Raw genomic sequence first — 20,281 nt, forward strand, 5'->3', positions numbered from 1 at the left:
GTCCGCATGTGTGCGGTCGCCGCACCCCGAAGAGGAGATGTCAAATGAAAAACCGATCGTCTGACAGGACCGCCGCCGAACTGGCGGGGGAAATGACCCTGGAAGAGCAGGTATCGATCCTGTCCGGGCAGGATTTCTGGTCGGTCAACCCGATCGGACGGCTGGAAATCGGAACGCTGCGGGTAACCGACGGGCCGAATGGCGCGCGCGGCGGCGGCGGGTTGGTCGGCGGGGTCAGATCGGCGGCCTTTCCGGTCGGGATCTCGATCGGCGCGACATGGGATCCCGCGCTTGCGGGCGAGATTGGCGCTGCCATCGCCGACGAGGTAAAGGCGAAGGGCGCGCATGTCTCGCTGGCGCCGACGGTCAATATCCATCGCTCGGTGACCAACGGGCGCAATTTCGAATGCTATTCCGAGGATCCGGAACTGACCGCCGCGCTGGCGGTCGGGTATATCGCGGGCATGCAGGCGCAGGGTGTTTCGGCGACGATCAAGCATTTCGCCGGCAACGAAAGCGAGATCCAGCGTACCACCATGAACTCGGAGATCGACGAGCGCAGCTTGCGCGAGATCTATCTGCGCACGTTCGAGGATGCGGTGAAGAAGGCCGGAACCTGGGGGGTGATGTCCTCTTACAACCGTCTGAACGGGGTATTTGCCTCGGAGAGCGAATGGCTGCTGACCGAGGTCCTGCGCGGCGACTGGGGATATGACGGCATCGTCATGTCGGACTGGTTCGGCTCGCATTCGACGGCGCCGACGGTGAATGCGGGGCTCGACCTGGAAATGCCGGGGCCGACACGTGATCGCGGCGACAAGCTGATCGCGGCTGTCGAAGCCGCCTCGGTGACCAGGCAAACCATTGCCGCCAGCGCCGAAGCGGTGCTGAAACTCATGGAGCGGGTCGGGTCGCTGGACGATCATCGCCCGTTCGAAGAGCGGGAAAACGACCGTCCCGAAACCCGCGCCCTGATCCGCAGGGCGGGTGCCGCGGGAACGGTTCTGCTCAAGAATGACGGGATACTTCCCCTGCCGGCATCCGGCGGCAGGATTGCGGTGATCGGCCCGAACGCCAGGGTGGCCCGGATCATGGGCGGCGGTTCGGCGCAACTCAACCCCTACTACAGCGTCTCGCCCTGGGACGGACTGGCGGCACGTCTGGGCGAGGACAGGCTGCTTTACGCGCAAGGGTGTACCAACCACCGCTGGGAGCCGCTCTGGCACGCCGATATCAGGGTCGAGTATTTCGACAATCCGCGATTCGAGGGCGCGCCGGCCCATACCGAGACCATGACCGCGTCCGAGGCGTTCTGGGTGCCGCCACTTGCCGAGGGAAAGGTCGATCCGCACCGGTTTTCGGTTCGCATGACCGGCACCTATACCGCCGGGGTGACGGGCGTGCACCGCTTCGGTATCCATGCGGCGGGCCTGTCGAAGATGCTGGTCGATGGTGAGGTGGTTGCCGATGCCGCGACGCACTGGACGCGGGGGCGCACCTTCTTCGAGGAGGGCTGCGACGAGGTTGTCGGCGAAAAGGTGCTGGAAGCGGGCACCGACCATACCGTCACCATCGAGTTCGCGGCGCGGGAAGGTACAACGCTGATGATCGCGGCACTGCGCGCCGGGATCGGCGTACCGATGGGCAACGCCGATATCGCCGAGGCGGCACGGATCGCCGGCGAGGCCGAAACGGTGATCGTCTTTGTCGGCCGGTCGGGCGAATGGGATACCGAGGGCTCCGACCTCGAGAACATCACCCTGCCGGGGCGGCAGAACGAACTGGTCGAAGCGGTTCTGGCCGCCAATCCGCGCACCATTGTCGTCCTGCAGACGGGCGGGCCGGTCGAAATGCCGTGGGTGGCGCAAACGCCGGCGATCCTTCAGGCGTGGTATCCCGGGCAGGAGGCGGGCAATGCGATTGCCGATGTTCTTTTCGGCGATGCCGAACCGGGCGGCCGCCTGCCGCAGACCTTTCCCGTGCGCTGGGAAGACAACCCCACCTGGAGCGCCGATCCCGAGGTCTATCCCGGGCGTGACGGAAAGGTGCGCTACCGGGAGGGCGTCTTCATCGGCTACCGGCATTACGACCGGGCGGGGATCGTTCCGCTCTTTGCCTTTGGCCACGGTCTTTCCTACATGACGTTCGAGATGGGCGATCTGTCGGCCGTTCGGGACGGCGACACCGTACATGTCGCCGTGACGCTGCGGAATACCGGCCGGCGCAGGGGGTCCACGGTGGTGCAGATCTATGCCGGCGATATCGCGGCATCGGTCGACCGGCCGGTGCGCGAACTCAAGGCATTCGGAAAAGCCACCCTCGAACCGGGCGAAAGCCGCGCGATGACGTTCGATCTCGGTCCCCGCGATTTTGCCTTCTTCGATGTGGCGAACCGGCTCTGGCGTGTCGAGACGGGCGATTTCACGATCGAGGCCGGGTTCTCGGCGGTCGATATCCGGGCGTCGGTGCGGGTTGCAATGCCGTCGATGACGCTCGCTGTCTGACGCAGCTACGTTGCCGGGGAAAGCTGGCGTGTTCCGCCGGGCGGCGGGCCACGCCCTGCGATTTTCCACTCGAACACCGGCTTTCGCGCCGGTCAGTGTGATGTTCGAGCCACTGCTTTTGCCGTGCAGGGCGATATTCCCGATCTTTTGCCGCATTGCAGAATTTGCATGGCGGTTCGAACTTTCATGAAGTTGTCTAGCGCTAACAGGTACCCGATATGTGCCGTGTCGATGATGACATGAAAGTTGGCAGAGGAGATTGAAATGACACTGATCGAGACCATCCGCGAGATCGTCGCCAGGCGTACCCGTTACAACCGCACCGTCCGTGCGATTGAAAACATGCCGCTCGACGTTGCCCTGGACCTCGACATCCATCGTGGCGACGCCCGCAAGATCGCCCGCGAAGCGGTCTACGCCGCCTGAGAAGATGCGGCCGGAAGAGGGTGGCCAGACCGAACCACCGCAGACAGCAAATACACCAAACAGCTGAAGGGCAGACCCGCGGTCTGCCCTTCGACATTTCAGCACAATGGCCAACCCGTCAGATTTTGTTTCAGCATCGCATTCTTGAAAATGGTCGGGCTCGTGCCGGAAATTCGACATCTTCCGTCATCGGGAACGGGCGATACGCCGCACCGGAGCGGTTGCGCTCATTCCGGCGCGAAAAAAGCGGTCGCGGGTTTGCCTGAGCTTCGCTAAGCACCGGACATGGACAGGTCCGGTTTCGAAATATTCCTTGTGGCTGCGCCCGGGCTCGAAGTACCGCTTCACGACGAGGCATGCGGGCTCGGGTTGCCCGCACCCCGGGCCGTTGCGGGGGGCGTGACGTTGCAGGGCGGCTGGCCGGATGTCTGGCGGGCCAATCTGTGGCTGCGCGGTGCGACGCGGGTGCTGGCGCGGATCGGCGCCTTCCGGGCCTTTCATCTGGCGCAACTCGACAAGCGGGCGCGCCGGTTCCCCTGGGGCGAGGTGTTGCGCCCCGATGTGCCGGTGCGGGTCGAGGTGACCTGCCGGCGTTCGAAAATCTACCATCAGGGGGCGGCGGCGCAGCGGATCGGGCGCGCGATCACCGAAACGCTCGGTGCGCCGGTCGCCGATGATGCGCTGGTACGGATCAAGGTGCGGATCGAGGACGATCTTTGCACCCTCAGCGTCGATACATCGGGCGATTCCCTGCATCGGCGCGGTCACAAGCAGGCGGTGGGCAAGGCGCCGATGCGCGAGACGATGGCGGCGATGTTCCTGCGCCAGTGTGGCTACGACGGCAGCGGTCCGGTGGTCGACCCGATGTGCGGTTCGGGGACGTTCATCATCGAGGCGGCGGAAATCGCCGCCGGTCTTGCCCCCGGCCGGGCACGGCACTTTGCCTTTGAACAGCTTGCGACCTTCGATCCGGCGGCATGGGAGGCGATGCGCCGCGCGCCGCGGGCGGCCGCCATCACGGCGGCGCCACGGTTTTTCGGCTTCGACCGCGATGCCGGTGCAATCGCCATGAGCCGCGCCAATGCGGAGCGCGCGGGTGTTGGGGCGCTGACGGAGTTCCGCTGCCAGCCGGTGAGCGAGCTTTTCCCGCCCGAAGGCTCGCCGGGGCTGGTCATCGTCAACCCGCCCTACGGCGCGCGGATCGGCAACCGCAAGCCGCTTTTTGCCCTGCACGCGACCCTGGGCGAGGTTCTGAAAACCCGGTTCGGTGGCTGGCGGGTGGGTCTGGTGACCAGCGACGCCGGCCTGGCCCGCAGCACGGATTTGCCGTTCGGGCCACCCGGCGCACCCGTTCCCCATGGTGGACTGAAGGTCGCACTGTTCCGCACCGGCGCGCTGGGCGAACAGGGTTCCGGCGATCGCCCAGCGCCCGCAAGGGATATTGCCAGCAGTTGTCCGGATGGCATTAATGGGGTGGAAGGACGGCCTGATACCGATTCGCCGGAGATATCCTGATGAGACCTTTCGCATTGCTTGCTGCCCTTCTTGCCCTGCTCGCCGCCTGCGGCGGAGGGGGCGAACGGATGCCGAATCGTGCCGGCACATCCGATGTACAGGGCGCGCTGGCGCTGTATCCGGCCTTTGGCGATGCTGATCCGCATGAATGGCAGGGGCGCGGGCCGCGGGCCCATGCGGTGCACGGGATCGACGTCTCGCGCTATCAGGGGCCGATCGACTGGCGCCGCGTGCGCAACTCGGGGGTGAATTTCGCCTATATCAAGGCCACCGAGGGCGCCGAGGACCTCGACCCGATGTTCCGCGAACACTGGAACGGTGCCCGGCGGGCCGGCCTGCCGCATGGCGCCTATCATTTCTATTACTTCTGCCGCTCGGCCGAAGAGCAGGCACGCTGGTTCATCCGCAATGTGCCGAAAGAGCCGGGAATGCTGCCGCCGGTGCTCGACATGGAATGGAATCCCTATTCGCCGACCTGCCTGCTGCGTCCCGACGGGGCAGTCGTTCGCAGCGAGGCGCGCAAATTCCTCGATATTCTCGAACGCCACTACGGCCAGCGCCCGATTCTCTATACCGGCGTCGAGTTCTGGCGCGATACCGGTATCGGGCGGCTCGGCGGCACGCGGTTCTGGCTGCGCTCGGTCGCCGGCCATCCGAGCGAGGTCTATCCGGGCGCGCCCTGGCATTTCTGGCAATATACCGGCACCGGTCTGGTACCCGGCGTGCCGGGGCAGGTCGACATCAACGTCTTTCGCGGCAGCGCTGCCGACTGGGACGCCTGGGCGGGCTGACACCCGTCTTCCCCGGGTGAAGCTGCCGGGACGGCAAAGCCCCCTGCGGCGAGGTGCCGGCAGGGGGCGGGTAAAGGCGCAAAACCGGTTTGGGCCTATCCGCGTTCGTCCACCGGAAGGTAATCGCGGAAAGGGGCACCGGTATAGAGCTGACGCGGGCGGCCGATCTTGTGCTCGGGATCAGCAAGCTGTTCTTTCCACTGCGAAACCCAGCCGACCGTCCGCGCCAGGGCGAAGATCGGCGTGAACATCGAGGTCGGAAAGCCCATCGCGTCGAGGATGATGCCCGAGTAGAAATCGACGTTCGGATAGAGCTTCTTCTCGATGAAGTAGCCGTCCTCGAGCGCGATCCGCTCCAGTTCCTTGGCGGTCTGCAGAACCGGGTTGTCGTGAATGCCGAGCAGATCGAGCACCTCGTCGGCCGACTTCTTCATCACCTTGGCGCGCGGATCGAGGTTCTTGTAGACCCGGTGGCCGAAGCCCATCAGGCGGAATGGATCGTCCTTGTCCTTGGCGCGGGCGATGAACTCGGGGATCCGGTCCGGCGTGCCGATTTCGCGCAGCATTTCCAGCACCGCCTGGTTGGCACCGCCATGCGACGGGCCCCAGAGGCAGGCGATTCCGGCGGCGATACAGGCGAAGGGATTGGCGCCCGACGAGGAGGCCAGCCGCACCGTCGAGGTCGAGGCGTTCTGCTCATGATCGGCGTGCAGGGTGAAGATCCGGTCCATCGCATGGGCAAGGATCGGGTCGACGTGATAGGGTTCGGCCGGCACCGAGAAGCACATGTGCAGGAAGTTGGCCGCGAAATCGAGATCGTTGCGCGGATAGACGAAGGGCTGGCCGATCGAATACTTGTAGGCCCAGGCGGCGATTGTCGGCATCTTGGCGATCAGCCGGTGCGAGGCGATTTCGCGCTGCGCCTGATCGGTAATGTCGGTCGAATCGTGGTAGAAGGCCGACATGGCGCCGACCACACCGACCATGGTTGCCATCGGATGGGCATCGCGGCGGAAACCGCGGAAGAAATACTGCATCTGCTCGTGCAGCATCGTGTGCCGTGTGATGGTATTTTCGAACTGCTCCATCTGCGCCCGGGTCGGCAGTTCACCGTAAAGCAGCAGATAGCAGACCTCCAGGTAGTGCGATTTCTCGGCAAGCTGCTCGATCGGGTAACCGCGATGCAGCAGTTCGCCCTTTTCGCCATCGATGAAGGTGATCGTCGACTGGCAGGCGGCGGTCGAGGTGAAGCCGGGATCGAAGGTGAAGATATCGGCCTGGGCATAGAGCTTGCGGATGTCTGCCGCATCGGGTCCGAGCGTGGGCGACAGCAGCGGCAGGTCGAAGGACTTGCCGTCGAAAGTGAGTTTCGCGATTCTATCCGTCATCTGGCATCCCTTTCTGTTCGTTGTCCGGCGGGCCGATCCGGCCTCCGGGGCAGCAGCTTGTTCCGCGGGCGGCGGGCTAGTTTCCTGAATGCCCGGTGGCATCCTCGATCCGGCCCAGTGTTTCCTCGCGGCCGATTACGAGCATCATGTCAAAGACGCTGGGCGTCACGGTACGCCCCGCAAGCGCGGCGCGCAGAGGCGGTGCGATCCTGCCGAGTTTCAAATCTTTTTCCCCGGCGAAGGCGGCGATGGCGTCCTCCAGCCCATCCCGCGTCCAGCTAGCATTTTGCAGGTGCGGCGTCAATTCGATCAGTATACCACGGGATACAGGATCGAGTGCCGCCGCTGCCTTCCCGTCCGGCAGGAACGGGCGCGATCCAAGAACGAAGTGTGCTTTTTCAATGAGTTCGCCATATGTTTTGGATCGCTCTTTCAGGCTGTACATGGCGCGCGAAAGTCCATCTTCCTGTGTTTTCGTCAACGGATCGGCGTCGATGGCTGACAGATATGCCACCAGATCGGTCAGAATCCCGGAATCTTCTGCGCTTGCAATATGCTGCCCGCAGAGATTTTCGAGCTTTTTGAAATCGAAGCGCGCCGGCGCCTTGTTGATTCCATCCAGATCGAACCATTCGAGGGCCTGCGCGTCGGTGAAGAACTCGTCGTCGCCATGGCTCCAGCCGAGCCGGGCAAGGTAGTTGCGCATGCCCGAAGCGGGATATCCCATCTTCTGGTATTCCTCGACCCCGGTGGCGCCGTGACGCTTCGACAGTTTCTTGCCGTCCGGCCCGAGGATGAGCGGAATATGGGCATAGACGGGCAACGGCCAGCCCATCGCGCGGTAGATCAGCGATTGTCGTGCCGCGTTGGCAAGGTGGTCATCGCCGCGGATCACATGGGTCACGCCCATGTCGTGATCGTCGACCACCACGGCGAGCATGTAGGTCGGCGTGCCGTCCGAGCGCAGCAGGATCATGTCGTCGAGGTCGGTGTTCTTCCAGCGCACGCTGCCCTGCACCCTGTCCTCGATCACCGTCTCGCCCTCGCGCGGGGCGCGGATGCGGATGGCATGGGGCGCATCGGGGTAATCGGCGGGATCGGCGTCGCGCCATGGGCTGCGGAAGTTGGTGCTGCGCCCCTCTGCCCGTGCCGTCTCGCGGTAGGCGGCGATCTCGTCAGGGGTCGAAAAGCACTTGTAGGCATCGCCGGTTTCCAGCATGGCATGGGCGATCTCGGCGTGGCGGCCGGCGCGGGCAAACTGGCTAACGGCCTCGCCGTCCCACCCCAGCCCCAGCCATGTCATGCCGCGCAGGATCGCTTCGGTGGCGCCGGGCGTGGCGCGCTCGCGGTCGGTATCCTCGATCCGCAGCAGGAACCTGCCGCCCCGGCCGCGCGCATAGAGCCAGTTGAACAACGCCGTTCGCGCCGTGCCGATATGCATGAAACCGGTGGGTGAGGGGGCGATACGGGTGACAACCTGAGTGCCGTCCTGCATGGGAAGATAGCCTTTCGAATCTGAACCGCGTACCTGACGCCACATCAGGCACCGGCGACGTGCAATGGCATGAAAGCTGCCAGCGGCACCTTGCACCCGGGTATATTCGCTGCGCCGCGCGAAGGTAAAGAGGTGCCCATGTGTCCGGGAGAGGCGCATCCCCGACGCAGGGTGCGCCCGGCCGGCGTTGTCGGTTGTTAACCAGCCGTAAACCACGATTGCCTAGCCTCGTCCGGTGCAGGTCGAGGTTTTGTCAGAAGCAGGATCGCGCCCGCTGCCCGATTGGCGCCAGCGGCTGGCCGGGGCGCTGCGTGCGCAACGGGGAAGCCTGTTGTTGTGGGTGCCGGTCTGTCTGGCGGCGGGAATCGGTGGGTGGTTTTCGCTCCGGTTCGAGCCGGATGCGCTGTTCTACGGGTTCTGCGCCGGCGCGATGCTGGCCGCCGCGGTGGCGGGCCTGCGGGCGGGAGAGGTATCGGCACCGTTGTTCCGGGCCGCCGCGCTGGTGATCGCGGGGCTGCTTCTGGCCGGCGCGCGGGCGCATCTGGTGGCCGAACCGGTGCTGGGCTTCCGCTACTACGGGCCGATCGAGGGGCGGATCGTCGATATCGACCGCTCCGTTTCGGACAAAACGCGCCTGACGCTCGACCGGGTGGTACTGAAGGATATGCGTCACGGGCGTACGCCGACGCGGGTGCGCGTTTCCCTGCACGGCGATCAGGGCTTCCTGGTACCCGAGCCGGGATTGACGGTGATCCTGACCGGGCATCTCTCGCCGCCCAACGGGCCGGTCGAACCGGGCGGGTTCGATTTCCGCCGCATGGCCTGGTTCGACGGGTTGGGGGCGGTGGGCTATACACGCACACCCGTGCTGGCGCTTTCCCCGCCCGAGCGCGCGCCGGAACTGGCGATATTCCGTATCCGGATGGTCCTGAGCCGCGCGCTGCAGGAGCGGATTCCCGGTGCGGCAGGGGCTTTTGCCGCCGCACTCCTGACCGGCGACCGGTCGGGGTTGCCGCGCGAGGTGGTGGACGACCTGCGAAATTCGAACATGGCACATCTTCTGGCGATCTCGGGCCTGCATATGGCGCTGCTGACCGGTGTGGTGTTCTCCGCCCTGCGGATGGCCATGGCGCTGGTTCCGGCATTGGCGCTGCGCTGGCCGACGAAAAAGATCGCCGCCGTCGGGGCGCTCGCCGCCGCGGCCTTCTACCTGGCGCTGTCGGGCGGGGCGGTCTCGACCCTGCGTGCTTTTGTGATGGTCGGCGTGATGCTGGTGGCGGTGTTGCTTGAGCGGCGGGCGATCAGCCTGCGCTCGGTTGCCATCGCCGCGACGATCCTGCTGGTTCTCAGCCCCGAGGCGCTGCTTGGTCCGGGCTTTCAGATGTCGTTTGCCGCCACCACGGCGCTGGTGGTGGCATTCGGCCTGCTGCGCGGCTGGCGCGACCGGCTTCCGCGCCCGCCGGGCTGGCTGGCACCGGCCCTGACGGTTCTGCTGTCTTCCGCCGTTGCCGGGGCGGCCACGGCGCCCCTTGCCGCAGCCCATTTCAACCGCATCGCGGATTACGGGCTGCTCGCCAACCTGCTGTCGGTGCCCCTGATGGGCGCGCTGGTCATGCCGGCGGCGGTCGCGGCGGTTGTCCTGTGGCCGCTTGGCCTGTCCGGGCTGGCGCTCTGGGCGATGCGCTGGGGGCTGGAGTGGATATTGTGGGTGGCGCACGGGGTATCCGCGCTCGACGGGGCGGTGAGCCATGTCGTTGCTCCGGGTGCCGGGGTTCTTCCGCTGCTGGGCGGCGGGTTCCTGTTTCTGATACTCTGGCAGGGGCGTGCCCGCCGGGTCGGGCTGGTGCCGGTCGTTGCGGCATCTGTCCTGTGGGTACAGGCGGAACGGCCCGTCGTTCTGGTGTCGGATACGGGCGGTCTGGTCGGCGTTGTCGGAGCCGAGGGGCGCGCGCTGTCGAAGCCACGCGGTGACGGGTTCGCCGCCCGAACCTGGCTGGAAAACGATGGTGACGCCGCCGATCAGGAGCAGGCCGCCCTGCGCCCCGGTTTCACCGGCGCACCCGGCGACAGGCGGATCGAAGTTGCGGGGATCCGGCTGCGCCATCTGTCGGGGCGCGACGCCGAAGCGCAACTCGGCCGGATCTGCGGAAACGAAATCGTCGTTCTGAGCACGCCGCCCGAACATCGCCCCGACGGCCCCTGCATCCTGCTCGATCCCCGCAGCCTGCGCCAGAGCGGTGCGGTTGCGATCACGCCCTCGGCCCGGGGCGCGGCCCTGCTGACGGTTGCGGATGTTACGGGGCAGCGTCTGTGGTCGCCCGCGCGGCGGCGCGCAGAACGGAAAGATCAGTAGCTGCGGATCAGCCCGACCAGCCGCCCCTGAACCTTTACCTGATCGTCGCGGAAAAGCCGCGTCTCGTAAGCCGGATTGGCGGCTTCGAGGGCAACGGTGCTGCCCCTGCGGCGGAACCGTTTCAGCGTCGCCTCGTTGTCGTCGATCACCAGTGCCACAACGATATCGCCGTCGTCGGCGGTTCTCTGTTCGCGGATCACCACGATGTCGCCATCGTTGATGCCGGCGTTGATCATCGAGTCGCCCCGGACCTCGAGCGCATAATGCGGGCCGCGGCCGACCATCTGGGTCGGAACCGCGACGGTATGGCTGGCATGGCTGATCGCCTCGATCGGAACGCCGGCCGCGATCCGCCCCATCACCGGCAGTTCGGTCGCCTGAACCTGTACCGGAATGGCGTTTGCCGGCGCTACCGACGCCTCGTTGCGCGCGTCGCCGTCGATCACCAGCGGCCGGAACCCCTTTGTCTGCAACGGTTCGGGCAGTTTCACGATCTCGATGGCGCGCGCGCGATGTGCCAGCCGGCGGATGAAGCCGCGCTCTTCCAGCGCGGTGATCAGCCGGTGGATGCCCGATTTCGACCGCAGATCGAGCGCGTCCTTCATTTCGTCGAACGACGGGGGCACCCCGTCGCGCTGAACGCGGGTGTGGATGAACTCCAGCAGATCCAGTTGCTTCTTCGTCAGCATGGCAGCCCCCGTATCGGGTAGGTCGGGTTGTGTTTACGGCCTGTTCTGCCAGTGTTCACGTTTTGTGTCAATACCGCAGATCAGAGGGGAATCACCTCGACCATGTCGCCGGCCTGTCGCGGGCCATCGCCGGCGGGTCTTGCCAGCAGGGCGTTTGCCGATGACAGGACGCTCAGCAGTGCGCTGTCCTGCCGGTCGAACGGGGTGATGATTCCGCCCTCGAGCCGTGCCCGCATGAAATGCTCGCGCGGCCCGTTCGCGGCGACGGCGGCGCCAAGCCGGGCCTCGATGCGCGGCGTGCCGGCCGGTTCCTGCCCCTGCATGTGGCGCAGCAGGGGAATGGCGAACAGGTGGGCACACACCATGGCCGAGACCGGATTGCCGGGCAGACCGAGCATCGCCGCATCGCCCATGCGCCCGGCCATCAGCGGCTTGCCGGGCCGCATCGCGACCTTGTAGAAGGCGCGCTCCATCCCCAGATCGCCGGCCACCTTGCCGACCAGATCGTGATCGCCGACCGAGGCGCCGCCGATCGTCACCGTCAGATCCGCGCCCTGGCACAACCCGAAGGCGGTGGTCAGGCTCTGCACGTCGTCGCGCGCGATGGGCAGAAGACGGACCTCGGCGCCGGCGGCCTCGAACATCGCCTTCAGGCCGAACGCGTTGGAGGCGACGATCTGGTCGTCGCGCGGGGTCTCGCCCGGCATCACCAGTTCGTCGCCGGTCGCCAGAAGCGCCACGACCGGCCGCCGGAAAACCGCCAGTTCCGGAACGTTCATCGCCGCCGCCAGCGCAAGGTCGAACGGCGAAAGGCGCCGGGGCGCCCCGATCCGGTCGCCGGGGCGGAAATCGCCGCCGGCGGGGCGGATATTGTTGCCGCTGCTCGTCGTCTCCGCAATGACGACCGCATCGCCGTCGCGGTGCGTATCCTCCTGGATCACGACGTGATCGGCCCCGTTGGGCACCGGCGCGCCGGTAAAGATGCGAACAGCCTGACCCGGCCCGACCTGCCCGGCAAAGGCGCGGCCGGCCGGGGCCTCGCCGATCACGGCGAAGCGGGCGCCCGGGGCGATCTCGTTTCCGCGCAGGGCATAGCCGTCCATGGCCGAGGCGGCGAAGGGCGGTTGCGCCCGTCGCGCGATAACGGGTTCGGCCAGAACACGGCCGCCGGCCTCGGCCAGCGGCACCAGTTCCGTCCCGAGCGGACGGGCCAGCGTAAGGACCTTCTGAAGAGCTTCCGCAACCGAAATCATTCGCCTACCTCGTAACGGCCGGATTTTCCGCCGTCCTTCAACGTGACCCGTATGCCGCCGATCTCCATGCCGCGCTCCACGGCCTTGAGCATGTCATAGACCGTCAGTGCGGCCGTCGACACGGCCGTCAGCGCCTCCATCTCGACTCCGGTCTGTCCGGTGGTTCCGACGGTCGCGGCAATGCGTACCCCCGGCAGGTCGCGGTCGGCGGCAAGTTCGACCGAGACCCTTGTGACGGGCAGCGGATGGCAGAGCGGGATCAGATCGGCCGTCTTCTTGCTGCCCATGATACCGGCAAGACGCGCAACCCCCAGCACATCGCCCTTCTTCGCCGTTCCCTGTTCGACAAGATCGAGCGTTTCAGGCCGCATGCGGACATACCCTTCGGCACTGGCGATGCGCGCGGTGACGGGTTTGCCGGAGACATCGACCACATGCGCCTGACCGTGGGCATCGAAATGGGTCAGCGGCATCACATGCCCCCGCCATAGGCCGAGGTCAGCGGATGGGCCAGCAGGGCGCGGGTGGCGGCCTCGACGTCCGCCTCGCGCATCAGGCTTTCGCCGATCAGGAAGCAGCGGGCGCCATACATCGCCAGTTCGGCCAGTTCCTTCGGACCGGAAAGCCCGGATTCCGATACGATCAGGCGATCCTCGGGGATGAACTTGATCAGGCCGCGCGTCACGTCGAGCGTGGTTTCGAAGGTGTTGAGGTCGCGGTTGTTGATACCGATCATGTGGGCCTGAAGCCGGAGCGCACGTTCGAGCTCGTCGCGGTTGTGCACCTCGATCAGTGCGTCCATTTCCCATTCCTGCGCCGCCGCCTCCAGTTCCGCTGCCTGGCTGTCGGAAACGGCGGCCATGATGATCAGGATGCAGTCGGCCCCCAGCGCGCGCGCCTCGGCCACCTGATAGGTATCGAACATGAAATCCTTGCGCAGCACCGGCAGGCCGGACGCTTCGCGGGCCGCGCCCAGATAGGCGTCGTCGCCCATGAACGACGGCCCGTCGGTCAGCACCGAAAGACAGGTTGCGCCACCCGCCTCATAGGCATGCGCCAGCGTGGCGGGATCGAAATCCTCGCGGATCAGCCCCTTGGAGGGGCTGGCCTTCTTGATTTCGGCGATCAGCCCATAGCCGGTCCGCGTCGCCTTTTGCAGTGCCTTTGCGAAGGGGCGGACGACGGGCGCCTCCCGGGCCTCCGCCTCCACCTGACCCTGCGGGCGCGCGGCCTTGCAGGCCGCGATATGCTCAAGCTTGTAGTCCCTGATCTTTTCGAGGATGGTCGGGGTGGTCATGCAGCCTCCACGGTCGTCCAGTTGATGGGGGGCTCGCCCCGTGCGCGAAGCCAGTCGTTGGTGCGCGAAAAGGGGCGGGAGCCGAAAAATCCGCGCCGCGCCGAGAGCGGCGAGGGATGGGCGGTTTCGATCTTGAGATGTGTTTCCGGGTCGAGCCCGGCGGCGGCCGATTGCGCCTGTCTGCCCCAGAGGAGAAAGGCGCGCGGCCGGTCCGAAAGCCGGTCCAGAACCTGCCGGGTCAGCCGCTGCCAGCCGAGTTTTCCGTGGCCGTTCGCCTCGCCCGCCGGAACGGTGAGCACCGCGTTGAGCAGCAGCACCCCCTGACGCGCCCAGAACCGCAGATCGGCACTGGCCGGACAGGCACCCAGATCGTCTTTCATCTCGCGGTAGATATTGGCCAGCGATCGCGGCAGCGGCCGGACATCGGGTTCGGCGGAAAAGGCGAGCCCGTGGGCGTGGCCCGGCGTCGGGTAAGGGTCCTGCCCGAGGATGACAACCCGCGTGTCGTCGGGCTGGGTCAGTTCCAGCGCGGCAAGGATCCGGTCGGCCGGCGGCAGGATCTGGCGCCCGTCGCGGTCGAGCGCAACGGCGATCCGCAGCAGGTCGCTGCGGAAGAACGGCAACGCGCCCCAGGCGCCGATATGACCGGTCGCGATCCTCATCCCGCTGCGGCGGTCACGCGCGCCAGCCCCTCGGCCCGGGCCCTGGCCGCACCGCTGTCGATGCTTTCGCGCGCGACGGCGACCGCCTCGGGCAGATCGCCCGCGACCCCGGCGACCACCAGCGCCGCAGCGGCGTTGAGCAGCACCGCATCGCGATAGGCCCCCGGCGCGCCGTCGAGCAGGGCGGCGAATGCCCGGCCGTTTTCCGCGGGCGTTCCGCCGAGGACCGCCTCGAAGGGGTGAACCGGCAGCCCGGCGTCTTCGGGAGAAATCTCGCGCTCGGTGATCCCGCCATCGCTGAGCGCGACGATCCACGACGGGCCGGCGATGGAAAGCTCGTCGGTCCCGTCCGAGCCGTGAACCAGCCAGGCGCCGCGTGTGCCGAGCGCGTCCAGCGTTTCGGCCATCGGGCGCAGCCAGTCGCGTGAGAAGGCGCCGGTAAGCTGGTATTTCACCCCCGCCGGATTGGTCAGCGGACCAAGCAGGTTGAAGATCGTCCGCGTGCCAAGCTCGGTTCGTGTCGGCATGACGTGGCGCATCGCCGGGTGATGCATCGGCGCCATCATGAACCCGATGCCGACCTCGCTCAGCGCGCGCTCCACCACCTCGGGGCCAACCATGACGTTGATCCCCATCTGGCCGAGCGCATCGGCCGAGCCGGATCTGGACGAGAGGTTGCGGTTGCCGTGCTTGGCCACCGGCACCCCGGCGCCGGCCACGACAAAGGCGGCGGCGGTCGAAATGTTCAGCGTGCCCTTGCCGTCGCCGCCGGTTCCGACGATATCCATCGCCCCTTCGGGCGCCCTGACGGCGTGGCACTTGGCGCGCATCACGCGGGCGGCGGCCGAAATCTCCTCGACGGTTTCGCCGCGCGTGCGCAGCGCCATCAGGAAACCGCCGATCTGACTTGGCGTCGCCATGCCCTCGAACAGGGCGTCGAAGGCGGTTTCCGCCTCGGCGCGGCTCAGCGGGCGCTCGGCGGCAAGCCCGACGAGGGGTTTGAAAATATCGCTCATGCCGGCACCCGCATGCGGTCGAGGAAGTTCTTCAGCATCCGGTGGCCGTGCTGGGAGCGGATGCTCTCGGGGTGGAACTGCACGCCCTCGACGGGCAGCGTCCTGTGGCGCAGCCCCATGATCGTACCGTCCTCGAGCCAGGCCGATACCTCGAGACATTCGGGCAGGCTTTCGCGCTCGACGACCAGCGAATGATAGCGCGTCGCCGCGAATGGCCCCTCGATACCGGCAAAGACACCTCTGCCGTCATGGTGGATATGGCCCGTCTTGCCGTGCACGATCTCGTGGCAGCGTACCACCCGGCCGCCGAACGCCTCGCCACTGGCCTGATGCCCGAGACAGACGCCGAGCAGCGGCACGCCGGCCTCGGCGGCGGCGCGGGTCAGTGCCAGGCAGATGCCCGCCTGCGCCGGATCGCAGGGCCCCGGCGACAGCACAATGCCCTCGGCGCCAAGGCTCATCGCCTGCTCGACGTCGAGCGCATCGTTGCGCCGGACGTCGACCCGGGCGCCGAGTTCGCCGAAATAGTGAACCAGATTGTAGGTGAAGCTGTCGTAGTTATCGATCAGTAGCAGCATTCGCAGGTATCCCGGCAGGAAGGGGGTGAACCGCGGTACGGGTCGGGCTATACATGTTCAGAGGCATCCGCCCGGGTCAAGGCTGCGTACCGCGAGTCCGTCGGTCCGAGGTACGGGCGCAACGAAAGAAGCTGGAGGCGTCCGTGGCGCGGGGAATCCTGTCTGGCATGATCTGGGGCAGCATCGTATCGGTCGCCGTTCTGGGGACCGCATCGCTGATGCTGCCGCTTTCCGCTCCGGCAACGGGCGGAAACGCCGGCGCCAGCCCTTCGCCGTATGCGCCGCCCGAAGCCGAAACGGCGTCGGCACCGGCCGCTTCCGCCGGACGGGACGCGGCGGAAAAGGGGCGTGAGGGCCTTCCGGCGGCACCGGGCCTGGCGATTCCCGCCGGATCGGAGTTTCGCCGTGCCCCGCCCGAGGCCGAGGTTGCGCTGCCATCGCAGGACGGGCCGCCGCCGGCATCCTCTGGCCCGGTGGTTGCGCAGCCCGGTGCGGTGGAATCCGGTGTGCCGGTGTCCGGAGCGGGCGGCACCGTCCGCCCCGAGGTGGGCGGACCTCTTGTCGCCGTGCCGCATGCCCCGGCCACCGAAGCGCTAAGAGCCATCGCTGCACCGGCCGCGCGGTCCGAAAACCCCGCCCCCGCGATGGTGGTGCCCGGTCCCGTGGGACCGGTTATGCAAGGCGCACCCGTACCGGCTTTCGTGCCGCCCGATCCGGCACAGACGGTTTTGCCCGCCGCGCCGGTCGGGCAGGATGCCGGCAGCACCGCACGTTAGGGTTCGGGCACGACCGGCCGGACAGGCCGCGAGCGGCAGACGCGACCTGCCGGTTTTTGGCATGCGCGCCGGCCGCACCGCCGGCCCTTGCCGTTTCCGGCAACGAGCGCCTTGCATCGTTCCCGCCGCTCGTTGAAACTTCGCTCATGGCAGAAAACCACGCCCGAGGGAGAACGGACCATGTGGATCACACTGGGTGCAATCGTCGTCCTGCTGCTTGAGGCGACGGCGGTCTATTTTGCCTATGCGGCGATTTCGCGGGCGCGCACGCCGCAGGGCTCCATCGCCTGGGTGATCTTTCTTGTCAGCAACGCCTGGCTGGCGGTGCCTGCCTTTCTGGTCTTCGGGCACAATCGGGTACGCGGATATCTGATTGCCCGCAGGGATTCGCAGGAAGTCATCGCCGATATCAAGCATTATGCCGAGCAGAACCGCGCCCATGGAAGCGGCGGCAATTTCGGATTTTCCGCTTTCGAAAAAGTGGCCGAACTGCCGGTAGTCTCGGGAAACTCGATGGAGTTGCTGATCGACGGGCAACAGACCTTCGACGCGATCTTCGAGGCGATCAATGCCGCGCAGGATTACATTCTGGTACAGTTCTACATCTTCAAGGACGACGACCTTGGCCGGGAGTTCGCCCGCCGTCTCAAGGCCGCCCGGGCGCGCGGGGTCGAGGTCCGGCTGCTCTACGATGCGGTCGGCTGCGTGAAACTGCCGAAATCCTATCTCGAGGATCTGCACAATGCCGGGGTCGAGGCGGTCAACGCCCATGCGCTCAACGGGCCCAGGCACCGGTTCGAGATGAATTTCCGCAACCATCGCAAGACGGTGGTTGTCGACGGAAAGACGGGGTTTATCGGCGGGCTGAACGTCGGTGACGAATACATGGGCCGCGATCCGTATTTCGGGCGCTGGCGCGACACCCATTGCCGGTTGCGCGGGCCGGTCGTCTCGCAGCTTCAGATCGTCTTCGCCGAAGACTGGCACTGGGCCACCAACGCGCTTCCGCTGCCCGAACTGTGCTGGGACACCGGGCGGGAGGAAGAGGAGATGGACGCGCTTCTGGTCGCCACCGGCCCGGGCGACGAGCTCGAGACCGGCTCGATCTATTTCTGTGCCTGCATCACGCGCGCGCAGAAGCGGGTCTGGATTGCATCGCCCTATTTCGTGCCCGATATCGACATCCTGACCGCGCTCAAGCTGGCGGCGCTGCGCGGGGTCGACGTGCGGATCCTCGTGCCCGAGGTGATCGACCATACCATGCCGTGGCTCGCGGCCTTCGCCTATTTCGACGAGGTGCGGACCGCCGGGGTGAAAATCTATCGTTACACCGACGGCTTCATGCACCAGAAGGTTGTGCTGGTCGACGACAACATCGCATCGGTCGGAACGACCAACATGGACAACCGCTCCTGCCGGCTCAATTTCGAGGCGACCGTGGTGGTATTCGACCGCCGCGCCGCCGAAGATGTGGAACGGATGCTGGAAGACGACTTCGCGCATTCCTATGTTCTGGAAAAGACCCTCGAGGAGCAACCCCGCCGCATCCGTTTCGGTGCGCCTTTCGCGCGGCTGATGGCACCGGTCCTCTGAGGCCCAGGGGAGAAACGATGGACAAGCGCCTGCGACTGGCAAGCTACAACATACAGAAGGCCGTCGGCGTCGATTTCCGCCGCGATCCGATGCGGGTGCTGGATGTGGTGAACACGCTCGGCGCCGATGTGGTGGCCCTGCAGGAGGTCGACAAGCGTTTCGGCGAGCGGCGCTCGGTGCTGTGCCGGGAATACATCGAGACCGAAACCGACTTTCGCATCGCGCCGCTTTCGCAAAACGAGGTGAGCCTGGGCTGGCACGGCAATGCGGTGCTGGTCCACCGCGATCTGGAGATAAACGACACCTTCCATCTGGATCTTCCGGGGCTGGAGCCGCGCGGGGCCGTGCGTGTCGATATCGAAACCGGTGCGGGGCCGCTTTCGCTTGTTGGCGCCCATCTGGGGCTGGTGCGCTACTACCGCCGCCTGCAACTGGCGACGATCCGCGCCTATATGGGCGATGCGCCCGAACGGGTGGCAGTGCTGGGCGATTTCAACGAATGGTCGGCTGATCGCGGGCTCGAACCGCTCGCGCCCGATTTCGACGTGATCAGCCCGGGCAAGTCGTTTCACGCCGCGCGGCCGGTTGCCGGGCTCGACCGGGTGGCGCTGGGGCGCGATCTCGAACTGGTGGATGCCGGGGTCGAGGAGGGGCCGCTTGCCAGCCGCGCCTCCGATCACCTGCCGGTCTGGGCCGATGTCACGCTGGCGCCGCATCCGGACGCGGTGTTGCAGAAACCGCGGGAGGCGGCGCTGCCGGTCGCCTTCGATCCCTCCGCCTTCCGTTTCGCGCGCGAGCGCGACCTGGACTGACCCCGGGCCGGCCGGATCAGCCCGGCTTGCCGGTGCGGTCGGGTGCGGCCGGTCGGGTATCCGGCTCGTCTTCGGCGGTGCCGATCCAGACGGTGAACAGGTCGATGAACACGGCGATGATCACCGGGCCGACGAATATCCCCACGACGCCATAGGCGATCACCCCCCCTATCAGGCCGACGAGTATCGCCAGAAACGGCGTCTTCAACCCCTGCGACATCATCAGCGGCCGCAGGATGTTGTCGACAAAGGTGATCGCGACAGCAAAAACGGTAAAGACGAGCGCCTGCTGCGGGCTCATCGACGTCCAGGCCCAGATCGACAGCGGGATCAGTACCACGCCGCTGCCGATCTGCACGATGCAGAGCACGAGGATCACCAGCGCCAGCGGGCCGGCCGCCGCGATACCGAAGGCGCTCATCAGGATACCCGACAGCAGCGCCTGAACGGCAGCGACGCCGATCACGCCGCGCGACACGTTGCGCACCGTTGCCCCGGCGGTTTCCAGCAGCGCCGGTCCGTTGCCGCGATAGATCCGGTCGGCGAACCGGCGCAGGACCTTCATGATGTCGGGGCCCGTCACCAGCAGCACCCCCATCACCAGAATCGACAGCAGCAGCGTCAGAAGGTCGACGCCGAATCCGGCCAGCCGGATCAGCAGTGCCTGCCCGGCACGCAGGGCGGGCGGGCCGTAATTCTGGACCAGGCCGGCGATGTTGCTGTGCGCGTCGGCCCAGAACGAATAGAGCCGCGGCCCGACGACCGGCCAGGCTTTCACCGCCTCGTCGGGCGGGGGCAGGCGGATCTGTCCGGCTTCGATGCGGACAATCAGGTTGTGCCCGCCTTCGACGATGCCCAGCGCCAGCGCCGCCACCGGCCCGACCGCCAGCACGATTCCAAGCACGGTCAGGATGATGGCCGACAGGACCCGGTGCCCGCCGAGCCACCGGCTGAGCGCGGTGTGAAGCGGAAAGATCGCGATGCACAGAATGCCCGCCCAGAGCATCAGCATCGTCAGCGGCGCGACCAGGGTCAGCACCAGGTAGAGAAAGACCGCCAGGATCGCGATCCTGATCAGCAGGTCGATGGTCCGGCTGTCGGAGGAAACGTTCATGGTTGCACCTGCCCGGTTG

General features: G+C 66.5%; 18 protein-coding genes. 8 read left to right on the forward strand and 10 right to left on the reverse strand.

Features of this window, described 5'->3' with window-relative positions:
• Nucleotides 1-44 precede the first annotated feature (44 nt).
• The 4 genes from ACK5IR_RS10290 to ACK5IR_RS10305 all read left to right on the forward strand — a co-directional run bounded on the left by ACK5IR_RS10290 (nt 45) and on the right by ACK5IR_RS10305 (nt 5,236).
• Complete coding sequence (locus ACK5IR_RS10290) at nt 45-2,504, forward strand: beta-glucosidase H (RefSeq protein ID WP_416928548.1); 2,460 nt, start codon at nt 45-47, stop codon at nt 2,502-2,504.
• 264 nt (nt 2,505-2,768) lie between these two features.
• Complete coding sequence (locus ACK5IR_RS10295; protein WP_416928550.1) at nt 2,769-2,930, forward strand: hypothetical protein; 162 nt, start codon at nt 2,769-2,771, stop codon at nt 2,928-2,930.
• Nucleotides 2,931-3,215: 285 nt separating this feature from the next.
• Complete coding sequence (locus ACK5IR_RS10300; RefSeq protein WP_416928552.1) at nt 3,216-4,445, forward strand: THUMP domain-containing class I SAM-dependent RNA methyltransferase; 1,230 nt, start codon at nt 3,216-3,218, stop codon at nt 4,443-4,445.
• On the forward strand, nt 4,445-5,236 hold the full coding sequence (locus ACK5IR_RS10305; protein WP_416928554.1) for a GH25 family lysozyme: 792 nt from the start codon (nt 4,445-4,447) through the stop codon (nt 5,234-5,236). The genes ACK5IR_RS10300 and ACK5IR_RS10305 overlap by 1 nt, the downstream gene beginning before the upstream one ends.
• A gap of 95 nt (nt 5,237-5,331) precedes the next feature.
• Here ACK5IR_RS10305 and gltA read toward each other — a convergent pair whose 3' ends face one another.
• Both gltA and gltX read right to left on the reverse strand, forming a co-directional pair.
• Nucleotides 5,332-6,624 (reverse strand): citrate synthase, encoded by a 1,293-nt coding sequence (gltA, locus tag ACK5IR_RS10310; protein WP_416928556.1) that lies wholly within the window; start codon nt 6,622-6,624, stop codon nt 5,332-5,334.
• A gap of 76 nt (nt 6,625-6,700) precedes the next feature.
• On the reverse strand, nt 6,701-8,119 hold the full coding sequence (gene gltX / locus ACK5IR_RS10315; RefSeq protein WP_416928558.1) for a glutamate--tRNA ligase: 1,419 nt from the start codon (nt 8,117-8,119) through the stop codon (nt 6,701-6,703).
• 250 nt (nt 8,120-8,369) lie between these two features.
• Between gltX and ACK5IR_RS10320 the strand changes: the two genes are divergently transcribed.
• Nucleotides 8,370-10,472 carry a ComEC/Rec2 family competence protein gene (locus tag ACK5IR_RS10320; protein ID WP_416928560.1) on the forward strand — a complete coding sequence of 701 codons (2,103 nt, stop codon included), beginning with the start codon at nt 8,370-8,372 and terminating at the stop codon, nt 10,470-10,472.
• On the opposite strand, the gene lexA is transcribed toward ACK5IR_RS10320, so the two are convergent.
• The 7 genes from lexA to ACK5IR_RS10355 form a co-directional block, all read right to left on the reverse strand.
• The gene (gene lexA, locus ACK5IR_RS10325; RefSeq protein ID WP_416928562.1) at nt 10,466-11,161 is read right to left on the reverse strand and encodes a transcriptional repressor LexA; all 696 of its coding nucleotides are present in this window, start codon (nt 11,159-11,161) and stop codon (nt 10,466-10,468) included. The two genes, ACK5IR_RS10320 and lexA, sit on opposite strands and share 7 nt — an antisense overlap.
• An 80-nt stretch (nt 11,162-11,241) precedes the next feature.
• Nucleotides 11,242-12,414 (reverse strand): gephyrin-like molybdotransferase Glp, encoded by a 1,173-nt coding sequence (gene glp / locus ACK5IR_RS10330; protein WP_416928564.1) that lies wholly within the window; start codon nt 12,412-12,414, stop codon nt 11,242-11,244.
• Nucleotides 12,411-12,887 (reverse strand): cyclic pyranopterin monophosphate synthase MoaC, encoded by a 477-nt coding sequence (gene moaC, locus ACK5IR_RS10335; protein WP_416928566.1) that lies wholly within the window; start codon nt 12,885-12,887, stop codon nt 12,411-12,413. The genes glp and moaC overlap by 4 nt, the downstream gene beginning before the upstream one ends.
• Nucleotides 12,887-13,711 (reverse strand): indole-3-glycerol phosphate synthase TrpC, encoded by an 825-nt coding sequence (gene trpC / locus ACK5IR_RS10340; protein WP_416928568.1) that lies wholly within the window; start codon nt 13,709-13,711, stop codon nt 12,887-12,889. Before trpC ends, moaC begins: the two co-directional genes overlap by 1 nt.
• Entirely contained in the window at nt 13,708-14,373 is a 666-nt protein-coding gene (locus ACK5IR_RS10345) for a uracil-DNA glycosylase (protein ID WP_416928570.1), read from the reverse strand. The genes trpC and ACK5IR_RS10345 overlap by 4 nt, the downstream gene beginning before the upstream one ends.
• The gene (gene trpD, locus ACK5IR_RS10350) at nt 14,370-15,389 is read right to left on the reverse strand and encodes an anthranilate phosphoribosyltransferase (RefSeq protein ID WP_416928572.1); all 1,020 of its coding nucleotides are present in this window, start codon (nt 15,387-15,389) and stop codon (nt 14,370-14,372) included. Before trpD ends, ACK5IR_RS10345 begins: the two co-directional genes overlap by 4 nt.
• A complete protein-coding gene (locus ACK5IR_RS10355) occupies nt 15,386-15,967 on the reverse strand; it encodes an anthranilate synthase component II (RefSeq protein WP_416928574.1) in 582 nt (193 codons plus the stop codon). Before ACK5IR_RS10355 ends, trpD begins: the two co-directional genes overlap by 4 nt.
• 143 nt (nt 15,968-16,110) lie before the next feature.
• Between ACK5IR_RS10355 and ACK5IR_RS10360 the strand changes: the two genes are divergently transcribed.
• The 3 genes from ACK5IR_RS10360 to ACK5IR_RS10370 all read left to right on the forward strand — a co-directional run bounded on the left by ACK5IR_RS10360 (nt 16,111) and on the right by ACK5IR_RS10370 (nt 19,148).
• Complete coding sequence (locus ACK5IR_RS10360) at nt 16,111-16,743, forward strand: hypothetical protein (RefSeq protein WP_416928576.1); 633 nt, start codon at nt 16,111-16,113, stop codon at nt 16,741-16,743.
• Between the two features lie 180 nt (nt 16,744-16,923).
• Entirely contained in the window at nt 16,924-18,336 is a 1,413-nt protein-coding gene (gene cls, locus ACK5IR_RS10365) for a cardiolipin synthase (protein WP_416928578.1), read from the forward strand.
• A gap of 17 nt (nt 18,337-18,353) precedes the next feature.
• On the forward strand, nt 18,354-19,148 hold the full coding sequence (locus tag ACK5IR_RS10370) for an endonuclease/exonuclease/phosphatase family protein (RefSeq protein ID WP_416928580.1): 795 nt from the start codon (nt 18,354-18,356) through the stop codon (nt 19,146-19,148).
• 16 nt (nt 19,149-19,164) lie between these two features.
• On the opposite strand, the gene ACK5IR_RS10375 is transcribed toward ACK5IR_RS10370, so the two are convergent.
• Nucleotides 19,165-20,262, reverse strand: coding sequence for an AI-2E family transporter (locus ACK5IR_RS10375; protein WP_416928582.1), 1,098 nt, complete (start codon nt 20,260-20,262; stop codon nt 19,165-19,167).
• Nucleotides 20,263-20,281 lie beyond the last annotated feature (19 nt).

Source organism: Tropicimonas sp. (assembly GCF_047971885.1).
In the GTDB taxonomy this organism is placed as follows: domain Bacteria; phylum Pseudomonadota; class Alphaproteobacteria; order Rhodobacterales; family Rhodobacteraceae; genus Tropicimonas.

Bases quoted from the DNA above. Each gene is read 5' to 3' on its own strand.
- ACK5IR_RS10290 (WP_416928548.1), top strand. From the start codon at position 45: ATGAAAAACCGATCGTCTGACAGGACCGCCGCCGAACTGGCGGGGGAA.
- ACK5IR_RS10295 (WP_416928550.1), top strand. From the start codon at position 2,769: ATGACACTGATCGAGACCATCCGCGAGATCGTCGCCAGGCGTACCCGT.
- ACK5IR_RS10300 (WP_416928552.1), top strand. From the start codon at position 3,216: ATGGACAGGTCCGGTTTCGAAATATTCCTTGTGGCTGCGCCCGGGCTC.
- ACK5IR_RS10305 (WP_416928554.1), top strand. From the start codon at position 4,445: ATGAGACCTTTCGCATTGCTTGCTGCCCTTCTTGCCCTGCTCGCCGCC.
- gltA (WP_416928556.1), bottom strand. From the start codon at position 6,624: ATGACGGATAGAATCGCGAAACTCACTTTCGACGGCAAGTCCTTCGAC.
- gltX (WP_416928558.1), bottom strand. From the start codon at position 8,119: ATGCAGGACGGCACTCAGGTTGTCACCCGTATCGCCCCCTCACCCACC.
- lexA (WP_416928562.1), bottom strand. From the start codon at position 11,161: ATGCTGACGAAGAAGCAACTGGATCTGCTGGAGTTCATCCACACCCGC.
- glp (WP_416928564.1), bottom strand. From the start codon at position 12,414: ATGATTTCGGTTGCGGAAGCTCTTCAGAAGGTCCTTACGCTGGCCCGT.
- moaC (WP_416928566.1), bottom strand. From the start codon at position 12,887: ATGCCGCTGACCCATTTCGATGCCCACGGTCAGGCGCATGTGGTCGAT.
- trpC (WP_416928568.1), bottom strand. From the start codon at position 13,711: ATGACCACCCCGACCATCCTCGAAAAGATCAGGGACTACAAGCTTGAG.
- ACK5IR_RS10345 (WP_416928570.1), bottom strand. From the start codon at position 14,373: ATGAGGATCGCGACCGGTCATATCGGCGCCTGGGGCGCGTTGCCGTTC.
- trpD (WP_416928572.1), bottom strand. From the start codon at position 15,389: ATGAGCGATATTTTCAAACCCCTCGTCGGGCTTGCCGCCGAGCGCCCG.
- ACK5IR_RS10355 (WP_416928574.1), bottom strand. From the start codon at position 15,967: ATGCTGCTACTGATCGATAACTACGACAGCTTCACCTACAATCTGGTT.
- cls (WP_416928578.1), top strand. From the start codon at position 16,924: ATGTGGATCACACTGGGTGCAATCGTCGTCCTGCTGCTTGAGGCGACG.
- ACK5IR_RS10370 (WP_416928580.1), top strand. From the start codon at position 18,354: ATGGACAAGCGCCTGCGACTGGCAAGCTACAACATACAGAAGGCCGTC.
- ACK5IR_RS10375 (WP_416928582.1), bottom strand. From the start codon at position 20,262: ATGAACGTTTCCTCCGACAGCCGGACCATCGACCTGCTGATCAGGATC.